Below are 14921 nucleotides of genomic sequence, written 5' to 3'. Positions count from 1 at the left end.
CGCGATAGTCGTTACCTTCCCAGAGCATCGCTCACGGGACGAGCGTTGCGCTCAGTCTGATTCTGGACGCAGGACGACATGAAACACTCTGTCCCCCATCAGTACTCACTTGCGCTCCGTCCAGGTGTCGTAGAACCAGGGCACGGAGTTGGCCGCATTGCGGAAGTCGTGGATGTGCGGGGCGACGGCGAAGATCTGGGTATCCAGCAGCAGGGGGATCGTGTAGGCGTTGTCGATCACGTGATCCTGGATTTGTTCGATCAACGCGATCCGCTTGTTCCGGTCCGTCTCGGTGACCTGCGAACGCAGCAGGCCGTCGAGATACGGATCGTTGCCTTCGAGCTGGAACAGATCACCCTGGTCGCTGTCGTAGTTCTGGGTCAGCCGGAAGGTGTCGGCCGTGGGCCACCCGTTCCGGCGCAGGCTCAGTTTCGGATCCGCAGTTGCCTTCGGATAGTTCGCGAAGTCGGTCTGTTTCAGCTGCAGCGAGATCCCCACCGCACGCAGCTGACGCTGGACGAGTTCGTACAACGGTTTCGACGTGTGGTCGTAGACGTCGATGTACAGGCTGAGTTCGAGTGGCCTGCCGTCCTTCTGCCGGATCCCGTCGGCGTTCCGCGTGGTCCAACCCGACGCGTCGAGCCGACGATTCGCCTCGTCCGGGTCGAATCGCACCTCGTCGGAACGGTCCTTCCACCCCAGCGCGCCCTCGGTGATGATGCTGTTCGCGGGCTTCCAGTTGTCCGAGTACAGCGTGGACACGATCTGATCCCGGTCGATCCCGTACATCACCGCCTTGCGAACGTTGACGTCGTCGACGAAATCGGCGGTCTGCCGGACGTCCAGGACGTTGGCCAGACCCGGGGTGCGCAGGCCCAGAACGGTGAAGCCCTCCTTCTGCAGCAGCGCCTCGTCCGGCGGCTGGGTGTACCGGAGGGCGTCGCCCTCCCCGGAGCGCAACGCACCCACGCGGATGCTGTCCTCCTCGATGGGCACCACCGTCACCGAATCGAGGTACGCCTCACCCTGGTGCTTCGCGGTGGCGGGCGCCCAGTCGTACCCACGACGCTTGACGAGTCGGATCTCCTTGTTCGGAATCTCCGACTCCGCGACGAAGGGCCCGCTGCCGATCAGATTGGTCACCACCGACTGATCGTCCTTGCTCGCGTCGATCGTTGCGTCCGCGACGAGGCCGGCCGTGTTCATCGACAACGCCGCCAGGAACGGGGCGTTCGGTTCCGCGAGGTGCACGGTGACCGTGCGGGAGGCCGCATCGGTGTCGACCGCCGTCACCTTGGGGAACCAGGCGTTGCGGGGAATCCCCTTCGGCTTGTCGCCCTCGGCGAGCCACTCGATGTTGCGTTTCACGCTGGCCACGTCGAGCGGCGTGCCGTCGCTGTACGTGACGCCGTCCCGGATGACGAACTGGTAGGTGGTTCCGGGTTCGTCGACGGTCCAGCTCTGCGCGATCCACGGCACGAACTCGAAGGTCTCCGGATCCTGGTACACCAGCCTGTCGAGGAGCTGATCCTTGACCAGGCTGTTCTGCCAGTACGACACCTGAATCTGCATCGACGCCGTCACTTCGGCGTCGAGGTACACCAGGTCTCCCCCCCTGCTCGACCTGCGACCCCGTGTCGGTGGAGCCGTGCGCCTGACTGCAGGACGCCACCACCACCGCCGTCGCCGCGATGCACGCCGCGAGGCGGAAGCGTCCGAACCTGCGTGCCATGAGCCGTGAACCTCCGAGTTGTGTGAAATGGCGTCGAAATTCTCTGGGCAGCATTCACACGGTGAGCGGAATCCTGCCGGGGACCGCGTCGATCAGTCGCGCCGTGTACGGGTCGGCCGGGTTGCCGAAAACCTCGGCGATCGAACCGGACTCGACGAGGCGGCCGTGTTCGAGCACGGTCACCGTGTCGGAGATCTGGCGGACCAGGCTGAGGTCGTGCGAGATGAACAGGTACGTCAAACCGAGTTGCGTCTGCAGATCCACCAGAAGGTCGACGATCTGCGCCTGCACCGTGACGTCCAGCGCAGACGTCGGTTCGTCGAGCACCAGGATCTTCGGGGCCAGGACGAGTGCTCGCGCCAGCACCACCCGTTGACGTTGACCTCCCGAGATCTCCAGCGGCCTCCGGCCGAGCACGTCCGACGGCAACGCGACCCGGTCGATGACGTCACGCACCGCGGAGTGCCGGCTCGCCCGATCACCCGATCCGGCGATGCGCAAGGGCTCCTCGATCACGTCGGAGATGGTGTAGCGGGGATCCATCGCGGCCAGAGGGTTCTGTTGAACCGTCTGCAGCACTCGGGCGTTCTGACGGTACGACCGCGGGTCGGTCTTCAGTGGCCGCCCGTCGACGAACACCTCACCGGAGTCGAACGTGCTGAGTCCTGCGATGATTCGCGCGGTGGTGGTCTTACCCGAGCCCGACTCACCGACCAGCGCATGCGTGCTGCCACTGGCGACGGAGAACGACACCGAGTCGAGGGCGGCCACCGTGGACGGCTGTCCCTTTCCACGCCGGCCCGTCGCGAACGTCTTCGTCAAGTTCCGGACTTCGAGCAGCGGTGCCGCGGACGGACCCGCACCGGTGTGCCGGCCGGCGTACTTGCCGGGTGAGAGCGCGGGCGCATCGCTCATCAGTGTGACGGTGTAGGGGTCCTTCGGGTGGTCGAGGACCTCAGTCGCGGCTCCGGCCTCACGGACGCGGCCCTCGTTGAGGACCAGAACCGAATCGCTGTGTTCACGCACCAGCGCCAGGTCGTGGGTGATGAACAGGATGCCGAGGCCCAGTTCTTCCTGCAGGTCGGCCAGGAGATCGAGAATGCGCTTCTGCACGGTCACGTCCAGCGCCGACGTCGGTTCGTCCGCCACCAGGACCGCCGGGTCGACAGCGATCGCGATGGCGATGAGGACGCGCTGCAGCTGGCCGCCGGACAGTTGGTGTGGGTAGGACCGTGCTCGTTCGGCGGGATTGCGAATACCCACGCGGTCGAGCAGGCGGGTCACCTTCGACCGCACGTCCCGACGGGTGGCCCGCCCGTGCACGAGGAGCGTCTCCGCCACCTGGTCGCCGACGCGCTGCAATGGGTCGAGCGAGCCGAGCGGATCCTGCGGCACGAATCCGATGGTGCCGCCGCGCAGATCGCGCCACTGCTTCTGCCCGTACCCGGTCACGTCCCGACCGAGGATGTGCACGCTGCCGGACGAGATCCGGCCGTGTGACGGGAGGAGTCCGATGGCCGCCCGCGCGATGGTCGTCTTCCCCGAACCCGACTGGCCGACCACGGCGAGTGTCTGCCCGCGCTCGAGTTGGAAGCTCACATCGTCCACCACCTGCACGGCGGGAAGGTGTGGGGCTTCGGACGCGTATTCGATGTGCAGGGACTGCGCCACGATCAAGGGACCGTCACCTCGCTGCGCGGCAGAACTCGTGGCCGGTGCTTCCGCGACCGCTGTCATCAACCCACCTGCTTCCGGACGATCTGACTCAACTTGCCGACGCTGAGCACGGTCAGAATGATGACCACGCTCGGGAACGCCACCAACCACGGCGCGGTGGCGATGTAGTTGCGGCCCTCCGCGATGAGAAGGCCCCATTCCGGATTCGGCGGCTGCGCGCCGTACCCGAGGAAACTCAGCGCCGCGATGGAGAGGATCGCGGAGCCGAACTGCAGCGCCGCCAACGACAGCACCGAGGAGTAGGCGTTGGGGAGGATGTGGCGCCCCAGCAGCCAGATCTTGTTGGCGCCGAGATGCTCACTGGCCTCGACGAACGGCTGGTGTTTGATCGTGAGGACCTCCGAGCGCATCAGCCGGCAGAAGACCGCGACGGAGGAGACGCCGACCGCGATGGCGGCGTTGACCGTTCCGAAGCCCAGCGCGACGATGATGGTGATGGCCAGCAGCAGCGCCGGAATGGACAGCAGGACGTCGACGACACGGCTGACGGCTGTGTCGTAGGCCCGGCCGAAGTACGCCGACGTCAGGCCGAGCACACTCCCGACGACCAGTCCGAGGATCACCGCGATGACGGAACCGCTGATGGTGGTCGCCGACCCGTGGATGACGCGGCTGAGCACGTCGCGGCCGATGTAGTCGGTTCCGAACGGATGTCCGAGGCTCGGCGCCTCCAGCGGATGGTCCGGGGACTCGGCCAGCGGATCGAAGGGTGCCAGCACTCCGGGCAGGAGAATGCACGCCAGCACCAGGAGCAGGAACGCCACGGACAGGACGTCGCCGACGCCCAGTCCGCGCCTGCGGGCCCACGGGATCCGCGGTGCGGCGGCGGGACTGGCCGGTGCGCTCCGAACGGTCGCCTGAACACTCATGCGGTGACCACCTTCTTGTCCGGCGCGAGGGAAATCCGGGTATCGATGAGCGGGTACGCGAGATCCGCGAGCAGGTTCGCGACGACGAAGATGACCGACACAAGAATCACCACCGCCTGAATGACAGGGGTGTCCTGATTGCGGACCGCCTGCTCCGTGAGGTATCCGATTCCGGTGCGGGAGAACACCGTCTCGGTGATGACCGACCCCGCGAGGAGTTCCCCGACCGTGATGGCGACGATCGTGATCGTCGGGATCGACCCGTTCTTGAGGACGTGCCGGAAGATGATCCGGTTCTCCGTCAGCCCCTTCGACCGCAGTACGTCGACATACGGTTGTCCCGACGCGTTCTGCAGTCCCTGGATGAGCACCTGTGCGATGGGCGCGGACACGGGGATGGCCAGTGCGATCGCCGGCAGAATCACCGAGCGCACGCCCTCGTCTCTGATGGCGGAGACCAGGCCGAGTTCGAACGCGAAGAACTGCAGCAGCAACAGCCCGACGATGAACGAGGGCGTCGACAGAAACGCCGCCGGTATAGCCCGGGCGGCCTCACGGATGCGCGCCGCCTTCGCGAACACCGCGGTCAGTGCGATGCCGAAGGCGAACACGATGGCGAGCACCAACGCCGTGGACGCCAGCTTCAGAGTCGAGGGAAGCGCCGAGAACAGCAGGTGCTCCACGGACTTGCCGGATGTCAGCGAGTAACCGAGGTCTCCGTGCACGACCAGGCGCTGCACGGACAGCGCGAATTGCTCGAACGCCGATTTGTCGAGGTTGTAATAGGCGATGAGCACTTCGGCGTCTTCCGCCGAAATCGGGTTCTCGGGACTGTTGATCTGCGATTCGATCGGGTTGCCCGGAAGAACGTTGAGTACGAAGAACACGAGGGTGTAGGCAAGGGCGATCACGACGAACGCCTGCCCCACCCTTCGCGCCAGGTACCAGTAGGTCGGTCTCATTGCGCACCTTCGGAAAATGCTGCCGGATGTGGATGCTCTGCGAAGTTTTCTCGCCCGGCAACCGTAGGCCGTCGACCGCCCGTTATCCGAGTCTTCCGCTCGTCCTGATTTCAACGACCTTCCTAAATGTCTGCCGGACAGAGCTATTCGAGCCACCTTCACCTGCCGGTATCGAACGAAAAGCACGGGGCCCGTGTTCCGCTCACGCTGCGGAGAAGGCTGTACGACACACCGACCCGGGCCGTAGCGTCGCCCGTGTGATCACCGTCTGGATCATCGCGGGTGCGTTCCTCCTGTTCCGTGGGGTTCCGGGCGTCCTCGCGCTGTGGAGATCCCGGTCGTGGACCGGGTTCGAGTGCTCGGTAGTCGACGTACGCCGGTCGATCAGCTACGCGTACCGGGTCGGAAGCGACGAATTCGTCGGTCAGCGGCGGACATTCGATCCCAGACCGGCGCTCGGCGCCTCCCTGTCCGATACGGGCAGGGGTGAATTCGTTGTCGGACAGGTCCTCTGGCTGTGGTACGCCCCGCGGAATCCGCGGTCCAGTGTCCTCCGGCGCAGTGCGTCCGTCTCGATGTTGCTGGTGATCCTGGGGCTGACGTCCCTCACCCTCGCGACAGCCACCCTCTTCTCAGGAGATGCCCCTTGACATCACGACAGCAGACCCTCGAACCGACGACGGGAGACCTCCGATGAGCGTGATCCAGCGCAGCAGGACCTTCTACGGCCTCGCACTCGGTGAGCATCTGCTCGTCGACGCCATTCGCCGCGGCCGGGTCGACGAACTCGCCGCATTCGTCACCCGCACGGGCGCGGACTTCGTCCTGCTCGGCGTCGAGCGGGTATCGCGGACCGCTCCCCGGCCCACCGCGGCCCTGTCGCCCAGCGTGTCCGCCGCAGCCCTGATCGCCGCCACCGACGACGTCGGTGTGTTCGTCACCGCGGTCCCCCACCTCGACCACCCGTACAACCTGGCTCGCCGGCTCGCATCGCTCGATCACACCAGCCGCGGCCGGGTCGGCTGGCTCACCGGTGTGGAAGACCGATCGGCGCCGGGCAACCTGGCCTCGGCGGGGGTCTGGATCGATGCCGGGCCCAGTCCCGCAGCCACGACCGATGCGATCCACGCCTCCCGCACGCTGTGGGAGAGCTGGCCGGCCGACACGATCCGTGGGCGCCCGCACGACGTGCGTTTCGCGGACTCCGACCGGATCGTCTACGCCGACCACAGCGGGGTCTTCGACATCGCCGGCCCCCTCAACGTCCCCACCCCGCCGCAGCAGAAGATTCCCGTCGCGTGGTGGGCGCAGGACGGCGACGACATCGTCTCCGCCGCCGAGGTTTCCGACATCGTCGTGCTGGACGGCAGCCGGGTCGACCGTCACGGGCCGGCTGTGCGTGAGCGCGCATTGCTCTTCGTCGCCGACGATCCCGGCGCCACCGACGTGGACGGTCACATCGCGACCGTCACCGACCTCGACGCCGGCTTCGCCGCGTGGACGAGGCCGACTCGGCCCCGCGGGTACCGGCAGCGGTCACTCCGGGCGACGCTGCGGCTGCCCGAGCCGGCGCAGGCGCCGGCCCACCGCCGTCCGGTCTATCCGGGCGCGCAGAACTGACAGTCCTTCTGATCAAGTCGATTCTTAGGCATGACTTTCCGTGTACCCACGCCTATCGTTTCGGGAATCCACCGGCCCGTCCACGGGCCGGGATTTCCGTCCCGACGGCCGACCGAGGTGCCGTCATCCGACACAGGTGGTTCAGCATGATCGAAGTCCGTTCCGTCACGAAACGATTCGGGAAGAGATCCCGGTCCGTCGAAGTGCTCCACGACATCGACTTCTCCGTCGGCACCGGCCAGATCGCGGCGGTGATCGGACAGAGCGGTGCGGGCAAGACCACGCTGTCGCGCATCATCAGCCTGCTGGAGCGTCCGTCCGAGGGTCGCATTCTGCTCGACGGCGTCGACGTCTCGGGACTGTCCGAACGCCGGCTCCGGGATCAGCGTCGCGCGATCGGCACGATCTTCCAGGCGTCGAGCCTCCTCGCCCGTCGCACGGCGGCAGAGAATGTGGCCCTGCCACTCGAATTCGCCGGTGTGGGCCGGACCGAGCGGCGGGCACGCGTGGAGGAACTGCTCGAGCGGGTGGGTCTGTCCGACAAGGCCGACCTCTACCCCCGCCAACTGTCCGGCGGGCAGCGGCAACGCGTGGGGATTGCCCGGTCGCTGGCACTCGCGCCCAAGGTCCTGGTGTCGGACGAGGCGACGTCCGGGCTCGATCCGAGTACGACGCGATCCATCCTCGCGTTGCTGCGTGAACTGCGCGACGACCTCGGGCTGACGATCGTGCTGATCACCCACGAAATGGATGTCGTCCGGCAGGTCGCGGACGTCGTCACCGTCCTCGACGCGGGGCAGGTGGTGGAATCGGGCCCGGTGATCGAACTACTCCGGGATCCCCGGTCCGAACTCGGCGTCGGCCTCCTCCCCGACCGTTCCCACATCACCGCGGAGGACCGGGACGTGCTCTGGCACGTCACCTACGGCTCCGACACCGTTCCCACCAACTGGATCGAACTTCTCGGCAAGGCCACCGGCCGGTCGATCGGGGTGCTGTCCGGGACCGTGGAATCGGTCGGCGGACGCCCGGCGGGGCGGGTCACCATCTCGGTGGCCGGTGAGCATCCGTCCGTCGGCGAACTGCTGTCGTCGTGGGGCCTGCACGGAACCCGGGTCGACGACGTGGTATCCGGGCGTACCACCGAGGAGGCCGCGGCATGAGCGCCCCGGGCACTGTCGTTCTCGCCATCTCGACTCCGGTCGAGGAACTTCCCGAGCTGTTCCTCCCCGCCCTGCAGCAGACCGTGCAGATGGTCGGGATCACGGTGATCCTGGCCATCCTGCTGGGCACTCCGCTGGCGGTCATCCTGCACAACACCGCTCCCCGCGGGCTGTTCCCCAACCCGGCGGTGAACGCGGTGGCGGGCTGGGTGGTCAACCTCGGCCGATCACTTCCCTTCCTGGTGCTGATGGCCGCCATCATTCCGTTCACCCGGTTCATTGTCGGCACGTCGCTCGGGGTGCAGGCCGCGGCGGTTCCGATGACGCTGGCCGCGACACCGTACGTCGCGCGTCTGATCGAGAATTCGCTGCGGGACGTTCCCCCCGAAGTGGTGGAAGTGGGCCGGGCCTCGGCCGGGTCGAACTTTCAGATCATCCGCAAAGTGCAACTCCACGAAGCGGTCCCGACGATCATCGGCGCCCTGACCATCGCGCTGATCGGCATCCTCGACATGTCGGCGATCGCGGGAGCGGTGGGCGCAGGCGGCATCGGCAACCTCGCCATCGCCTACGGCTACAACCGATTCGACAACACCGTGATGATCACGACGGTCATCGCGCTCGTGGTACTGGTCCAGGTCATCCAGCTCGTCGGCGACCTGGCCGCCCGTCTCACCAACCGGCGCTGAGCCTTCCTTCACATTCACCCAGATCAGAGGACACACCCATGACGACTCGACCCCGCTCGGTGACGCGCGCCCGTGCTGTGGCGGCAGGCGGACTGACGGCCACCCTGCTTCTCCTCCTCACCGCGTGCGGCGCGGCCGGGGGCAACGACCGAACCGAGGGTGACGGCCCGCAGACCACGTTCAAGATCGGATACACCGCCGGATCGATCCTGGACGAGAAGCTCGCCAAGGAAGTCGCGAAACTCGCCCCCGACCACGGCATCACCGTCGAACCCGTGCAGATCGAGGATTCGAAGCTCAAGAATCTCGCTGTCTCCCAGGGCGACATCGATGCCAACCACAGCCAGCATCAGGAGTGGATGCGCGTGCAGAACGAGGACGGCAACCTCGGACTGTATGCGGCCGGAGACTGGTATGTCCTCAAGTTCTCGGGCTATTCCGAGAAGTACGGCAAGCTCGAGGATCTCCCGAAGGGCGCGAAGGTCGCGATCCCCGATGACCCGTCGAATCAGGCGCAGGCACTGCAGACCCTGCAGGACCTCGGTCAGCTGACCCTGAAGGACGGTGTCGACCCGTCGCGCGTGACCATCCGCGACGTGAAGGACAACCCGAAGTCGTTCGAGTTCACCGAGGCCGCGCTGGCGCAGTTGCCGCGCACGCTCCCCGACGTCGACCTGGCACTGGGCTGGCGTTCCAACTTCGACCTCGCCGACGTCCCCGACGACAAGATCGTCTTCAACGCCCCCGCCTACGAGTTGTACTGGATCGAGGTCGTCATCAACGAGAAGAACAAGGACAACCCCGACTTCGCGCCGCTGCTCGACACCTACCACGACCCGCGGATCGGCCAGCTCATCGACAGCGACCCGTTCTTCTCCCGGGTGGCGCAGAGCATCGAATCGGCACGGGCCACCGACCGGAGCCAGACCAACGTCGACGGCGCGGCCGCGAAGCCGGCCGGCTGATGCCCGCGCAACGAGAGGTCATCCTCAACGTCAACGTGCTGGACGTGGGTTTCCACCCGTCCGCGTGGCGCGCTCCCGACCTGCACCCGACGTCGTTCATCGACCCGGACTATTACACCGAGGTCGCGAAGATCGCCGAGCGCGGCACCCTCGACGCGCTGTTCCTCGCGGACGGTCCTGCGCTCCGCGAGGATCCCGCCGTCAAGCCGACGCGGGCCCTGGAGCCGACCACCGTGCTCGGGGTGGTGGCGAGCGCCACCGAGCACCTCGGCCTGATCGGCACGGCGTCGACGACGTTCAACGATCCGTTCGACCTGGCGGACCGGTTCCTTTCCCTCGACGTCGTGTCCGGCGGACGGGTGGCGTGGAATGTGGTGACCACGTTCCACGCCGGGACCGCCCACAACTTCGGTCTCTCCCGGATTCCCGACCGCGAGTCGCGGTACCGCCGGGCCACGGAGTTCGTGGACGTCGTGACGGCGCTGTGGGAATCGGCGACCACCCGGGTCCCGGTGCACCACGACGGGGAGTACTTCCACGTTCACGGTTTACTGCCCGTGCCGCCGTCGCCGCAGGGCCACCCCCTGCTCGTGCAGGCCGGCGGGTCCCCGCAGGGCCGCGCACTGGCAGGACGCAGCGCCGACGCGGTGTTCTCGGCGGAGCTCACGCTCGACGCCGGGCAGCAGCACTACCGGGAAGTGAAGGATGTCGCCCGCGGAGCCGGTCGGGATCCCCGGGCGGTGAAGATCCTTCCCGGGCTCGTCACGGTGGTGGGTAGCACCGAGGCCGAGGCGATCGCCCGGTACGAGGACTGGGAATCCAAGGCCGCCGACGGTTTCTCCGCCGAACGGCTCGGCGGCATGCTCGGCGTCGACCTGAGCTCGCTCGACCCGGACCGGCCGATCCCGGAGGACGTGCTCCTCGCCCCGGTCGATCCGTCGTTCTCCGGCTCGCTCGGGTTCCGGGAGGCCGTCGTGCGGCTGGCGCTCGAGAGCCGGTACTCGGTGTCCGAACTGCTTCGCAAGGCCGGCGGCTTCGGTCACCGGCTCGTCGTCGGCTCACCCGAACAGATCGCCGGCACCATCGAGGAATGGTTCGTGACGGGCGCGGCGGACGGCTTCAACCTGATGCCGGACGGATTCCCCTCCGGGCTCACCGATTTCGTCGATCACGTCGTTCCGATCCTCCGCGCGAAGGGGATCTTCCGGCACGAGTACGCCGAATCCACCCTCCGCGAACGCTTCGAGGGTGCTCCGCTCCCCGTGAGTGGTTAGGTTCAGCGCGCTAGCCGACGCGGGTGTCGTACGTGTTTCTGTTGGCGAGCACCTCGTCCATGTGCGCCTCCGCCCACGCCTTGATCCCGCGGATGACGGAGTGGAGCGAGAGTCCGAGGTCGGTCAGCTCGTAGGTGACCGTGACCGGCACGGTCGGGGTCACGGTGCGGGTGAGCAGGCCGTCGCGTTCGAGGGAGCGCAGCGTCTGGGTGAGCATCTTCTGGCTGACTCCGGCCAGCCGGCGAGACAGCTCCGAGTAGCGCATCCGCCGCGGCTCGCCGACGCAGTCTCCGCCTGGGTGCGGTCCGTCGCTGCCCAGCGCGGCCAGGACCAGCGTCACCCACTTGTCGGAGATCCGGTCGAGGAGCTGGCGGCTGGGGCAGGTCGCCAGGAACGCCTCGTACTCCACCTTCGCCTGCGCCCGCTCCTGGGCCGCCGTCGTCGTCGGCATCGACCGCTCCTTCCCGTGCGGTGACCTACGCACTCTGAGGTGCGTACTTCCCATTGGAGAGTAACCCCTCCATCGTGGAGGTGCAGCACAAGTTCCGGTCCAGAGGAGGCAACATGTCCACCACCTTCCGCACCGCAATCGTCCGCACCCCGGGCGGTCCCGACTCCATCGAGATCATCGACGTACCCGTCGTCGAGCCCGGGCCGGGCCAGGTCCGGGTCGAGATCGCCGGGGCCGCGGTCAACCCCGTCGACCTGGCGCTCGCCGCCGGGGTGTTCCACCGGCTCGGGCTGATCGACCAGCCCGACCACACCGGCCTCGGCTGGGACTTCGCCGGCACCGTCACCGCGGTCGGTCCGGACGTCGACCTCCCGGTCGGCAGCCGCGTCGCAGGGCTGGTCGCCGGGTTCGACCGCGACTTCGGCACGTACGCCGAGCAGCTGATCGTCCCGGCGAGCGACACCGCGCTCGTACCAGACGGCCTCGACCTGGCCACCGCAGCCACGGTCCCGCTGAACGGCCTGGCTGCAGCCCAGCTGGTCGACCTGCTCGGCGACGGTGGCGGCCGGAGCCTGCTGGTGACCGGGGCCGCTGGAGCGGTCGGGGCGTACGTCGTGACGCTCGCCCAGGACCGCGACTGGCGGGTCACCGGACTGGCCCGCGCCGACGACGAGAAATTCGTGCGCGGCCTCGGCGCCGACTTCACCACAGAGTCTGCGCGCGCCTGGGACGCGGTAGCCGACGGTGCCGCACTCCAGGAACAGGGCCTCACGCTGGTTCGTGACGGAGGCCTCTTCGTCGGCGTGCAGCCGGGCGCGGCGCCGGCAGAGGAACGCGGCGTCACCGTCCGCGTTCTGGTGGCGCGGCCCGACGGTGCCCGGCTGGCCCAGCTCCTCGACTCCACCGCGAGCGGCCACCTGCCGGCGCGGGTGCACGCCGTCGTACCGCTCGACCAGGTCGCCGCCGCTCACCGCGCGGTCGCGCAGGGCGGCGTACGCGGGAAGTACGTCCTTCAGCCCTGATGTCCGCCAACCAGGCGACACCGTCCGGGAGTCCTGCTTTCCATCGGTGGTGGCCGTGTCAGTGCTCGGCGTGGCCGAGGTCGTCGGATCGTCCGGCGCCCAGGCGGGACCATTGCGCCGTGGGCCGTCCGTCGGTGCGCATGATTTCCCTCGTGCCGGGCTCCCAATGCTGGGGCCAACCGCTCGGCGAGTCCTCCCACGTTTCCTGACGGCCGTACGCGGTCATGTCGAGCAACCCGTACGTCGGAGCCATCGGTTCCAGACCACGGCCGCTGGTCCAGAACGTCTCGAACACCCTGCCGTCCTGTCGCAGATAACAGACCAGGGGCGCCGGGGACCGTGGGCGATCGCCGAGCAGCACATCCGCCGCATCCTGCGCGGAGTACCAGGGCACGTCCCAACCCATGAAGTCGCGGTAGCGGACGCTCACGTCGTACGGTCCCTGGCACAGCGTGGCGTACGTGACGTCGCGCGAGTGCAGGTACGACAGCTCGCGCACCTGGCCGTTGAAGAACGTGCAGCCCTCACATTGTTCGGCCGCGGGGTGGCCGGCGTGCCACATGTGGAAGTACGCGATCAACTGGCTGCGGCCCTCGAACACGTCCAGCAGCGGGACCGGCCCGTGCGGGCCGACCATGGTGATGGCGGGGTCGACCTCGGCCATCGGCAGTCGCCGGCGGGCCGCAGCGATCGCGTCGCCTTCGTGGGTGTGCGCCTTCTCCCGGACCCGCAGTGCATCCAGTTCGTCCTGGTAGGACGCGCGGTCGACGACGGACGGGGTTGATTCTGTGCTCACAACACTTTCCCTTCATCTTGGTGGCTTTCAATTCACCGACGAAGGATGCCGCCCGAGATCGACAACAACCGCACAATGATCTCGAGATTTCTTCAGAGCTCGCGGAGGCGGCTGCTCAGGTAGCGGCGTTCCGCCTCGGTCGGGGCCAGTTGCAAGGCCTGCTCGTACGCCGCCCTGGCCTCGGCGGCACGGCCGCCCCGGCGGAGCAGATCGGCTCGGGTCGCAGGCAGCAGGTGGTAGCGGTCGAGACGGCCCGAAGCCGTGATCTCGTCGACCAGGGCGAGGCCCGCCCGAATGCCGTCGGCCATCGCGACGGCCACGGCGTGGTTGAGATCCACGACCGGGGACGGCGCCAGCCGCGCCAGCTCGGTGTACAGGGCCGCGATCTGCGGCCAGTCCGTGCTCGCCGCGTCGGGCGCGGTGACGTGGCAGGCGGCGATCGCCGCCTGCACCTGGTAACCACCGGTGCGCCCCATCGCCAGCGCCTGGTCGAGCGTTGCCACGCCTTCGGCGATCAGCGGCTGGTCCCACCGAGACCGGTCCTGGTTCTCCAGGGTGACCAACACTCCGCCGTCGGTGCGCGTCGCGCGCCGGGACTCGTGCAGCAGCATCAGCGCGAGGAGGCCGCGCGGCTCGGGTTCCTGGGGCATCAGGCGGATCAGGAGCCGGGCCAGGCGGATGGCCTCGGCCGTGAGGGCCCGCCCGTCCTCCTCGTCGTAGCCCTGATTGAAGATCAGGTAGAGCACCGCCAGGACGGCGGCCAGTCGCTGGGAGAGCAGCTCGACGGGCGGGACCCGGTAGGGAATCCCGGCCTCGTGGATCTTGCGCTTGGCGCGGACGAGGCGCTGCGCCATCGCGGACTCGGCGGTCAGGAAGGCCCGGGCGATCTCGGCGGTGCTCAGACCGGCCAACGTCCGCAGAGTGAGCGCGACCCGCGCCGGGAACGGCAGCGCCGGATGGCAACAGGTGAAGATCAGCCGCAGCCGCTCGTCGGGGATCTCGTCATGCGGCTCGTCCGGGTCGCGGGTCAGCACGGCGAGCTGGCGCAGCTTGCCCGCACCTGCCGCGTCGCGGCGCAGCCGGTCGATCGCGCGGTGGCGAGCCGTCGTGGTGAGCCAGGCGCCGGGGCGGCGCGGAACGCCGTCGCGCTGCCAGTTCGTCAACGCGGAGGCGAATGCGTCCTGCGCACAGTCCTCGGCAAGATCCCACTCCCCCGTCAACCCGATGAGAGTCGCAACCACCTGCCCCCACTCGTCCCGGAACGCCGCATCGACCGCCGCACGGACTCGGTCATCGGGCGCAGTCATTCCCAGACAGGGCGGATTTCGACGCCGCCCCAACGCGCGTACGGATGGCCGGCAGCGATCTCGATCGCCTCATCCAGGTTCGCGCACTCGACGATCACGAATCCGCCGACGAAGTCCTTGGTCTCGGCGAACGGCCCATCCGAGACCAGAGTCTCACCGTCGCGGACCCGGACCGTCGTGGCATCCACCACCGGTCGCAGCCGCTGGCCGACGAGCATCCCGCCGCGTCGTTGCAGATCCTCCCACCATGCCTGATGCACCGGATCCGCCGCGAGTTCCTCGTTCGTCGGCGATACCGACTCGTCGTCGCAGATCAGTAGCACGTACTTCATAC

At 67.8% G+C, this 14921-nt stretch carries 15 protein-coding genes; 7 read left to right on the top strand and 8 right to left on the bottom strand.

The window, feature by feature from the left end; translation table 11 throughout:
- Positions 1-105: 105 nt before the first annotated feature.
- The 4 genes from AZG88_RS48285 to AZG88_RS48270 form a co-directional block, all read right to left on the bottom strand.
- Positions 106-1602 (bottom strand): ABC transporter substrate-binding protein, encoded by a 1497-nt coding sequence (locus tag AZG88_RS48285; protein ID WP_231914477.1) that lies wholly within the window; start codon positions 1600-1602, stop codon positions 106-108.
- A gap of 184 nt (positions 1603-1786) precedes the next feature.
- Positions 1787-3469 (bottom strand): dipeptide ABC transporter ATP-binding protein, encoded by a 1683-nt coding sequence (locus AZG88_RS48280; protein ID WP_025433054.1) that lies wholly within the window; start codon positions 3467-3469, stop codon positions 1787-1789.
- Complete coding sequence (locus AZG88_RS48275; protein ID WP_061701514.1) at positions 3469-4338, bottom strand: ABC transporter permease; 870 nt, start codon at positions 4336-4338, stop codon at positions 3469-3471. Before AZG88_RS48275 ends, AZG88_RS48280 begins: the two co-directional genes overlap by 1 nt.
- Positions 4335-5300: an ABC transporter permease gene (locus AZG88_RS48270; RefSeq protein ID WP_005252512.1), complete on the bottom strand. Its 966-nt coding sequence runs from the start codon at positions 5298-5300 to the stop codon at positions 4335-4337. Before AZG88_RS48270 ends, AZG88_RS48275 begins: the two co-directional genes overlap by 4 nt.
- A 257-nt stretch (positions 5301-5557) precedes the next feature.
- Between AZG88_RS48270 and AZG88_RS48265 the strand changes: the two genes are divergently transcribed.
- The 6 genes from AZG88_RS48265 (at position 5558) to AZG88_RS48240 (ending at position 11011) form a co-directional block, all read left to right on the top strand.
- Positions 5558-5950 (top strand): DUF3592 domain-containing protein, encoded by a 393-nt coding sequence (locus AZG88_RS48265; protein ID WP_061701513.1) that lies wholly within the window; start codon positions 5558-5560, stop codon positions 5948-5950.
- A gap of 43 nt (positions 5951-5993) precedes the next feature.
- The gene (locus tag AZG88_RS48260; protein ID WP_061701512.1) at positions 5994-6920 is read left to right on the top strand and encodes an LLM class flavin-dependent oxidoreductase; all 927 of its coding nucleotides are present in this window, start codon (positions 5994-5996) and stop codon (positions 6918-6920) included.
- 146 nt (positions 6921-7066) lie between these two features.
- Positions 7067-8083, top strand: coding sequence for a methionine ABC transporter ATP-binding protein (locus AZG88_RS48255; RefSeq protein ID WP_005252501.1), 1017 nt, complete (start codon positions 7067-7069; stop codon positions 8081-8083).
- Positions 8080-8772, top strand: a complete 693-nt coding sequence (locus tag AZG88_RS48250) for a methionine ABC transporter permease (protein ID WP_061044416.1) — start codon at positions 8080-8082, stop codon at positions 8770-8772. Before AZG88_RS48255 ends, AZG88_RS48250 begins: the two co-directional genes overlap by 4 nt.
- Before the next feature lie 38 nt (positions 8773-8810).
- A complete protein-coding gene (locus tag AZG88_RS48245; protein ID WP_011594674.1) occupies positions 8811-9737 on the top strand; it encodes a MetQ/NlpA family ABC transporter substrate-binding protein in 927 nt (308 codons plus the stop codon).
- A complete protein-coding gene (locus AZG88_RS48240; RefSeq protein ID WP_061044414.1) occupies positions 9737-11011 on the top strand; it encodes an NtaA/DmoA family FMN-dependent monooxygenase in 1275 nt (424 codons plus the stop codon). The genes AZG88_RS48245 and AZG88_RS48240 overlap by 1 nt, the downstream gene beginning before the upstream one ends.
- Positions 11012-11021: 10 nt before the next feature.
- Here the strand turns inward: AZG88_RS48240 and AZG88_RS48235 are convergent, their stop codons facing one another.
- Positions 11022-11462 carry a winged helix-turn-helix transcriptional regulator gene (locus tag AZG88_RS48235; RefSeq protein WP_005252494.1) on the bottom strand — a complete coding sequence of 147 codons (441 nt, stop codon included), beginning with the start codon at positions 11460-11462 and terminating at the stop codon, positions 11022-11024.
- Between the two features lie 113 nt (positions 11463-11575).
- On the opposite strand from AZG88_RS48235, the gene AZG88_RS48230 reads away from it, so the two are divergent.
- Positions 11576-12484 carry an NADP-dependent oxidoreductase gene (locus AZG88_RS48230; protein ID WP_005252492.1) on the top strand — a complete coding sequence of 303 codons (909 nt, stop codon included), beginning with the start codon at positions 11576-11578 and terminating at the stop codon, positions 12482-12484.
- 58 nt (positions 12485-12542) lie between these two features.
- Here AZG88_RS48230 and AZG88_RS48225 read toward each other — a convergent pair whose 3' ends face one another.
- The 3 genes from AZG88_RS48225 to AZG88_RS48215 all read right to left on the bottom strand — a co-directional run bounded on the left by AZG88_RS48225 (position 12543) and on the right by AZG88_RS48215 (position 14919).
- Entirely contained in the window at positions 12543-13280 is a 738-nt protein-coding gene (locus AZG88_RS48225) for a DUF899 family protein (protein ID WP_061701511.1), read from the bottom strand.
- Positions 13281-13372: 92 nt separating this feature from the next.
- Complete coding sequence (locus AZG88_RS48220; protein WP_061701510.1) at positions 13373-14587, bottom strand: RNA polymerase sigma factor; 1215 nt, start codon at positions 14585-14587, stop codon at positions 13373-13375.
- Positions 14584-14919 (bottom strand): YciI family protein, encoded by a 336-nt coding sequence (locus tag AZG88_RS48215; protein ID WP_061044410.1) that lies wholly within the window; start codon positions 14917-14919, stop codon positions 14584-14586. Before AZG88_RS48215 ends, AZG88_RS48220 begins: the two co-directional genes overlap by 4 nt.
- Between the last annotated feature and the right edge of the window lie 2 nt (positions 14920-14921).

This window comes from Rhodococcus sp. LB1 (assembly GCF_001583455.1).
Taxonomy (GTDB): Bacteria; Actinomycetota; Actinomycetes; order Mycobacteriales; family Mycobacteriaceae; genus Rhodococcus_F; species Rhodococcus_F opacus.
This window is presented reverse-complemented; position numbering and strand designations above follow the sequence as displayed.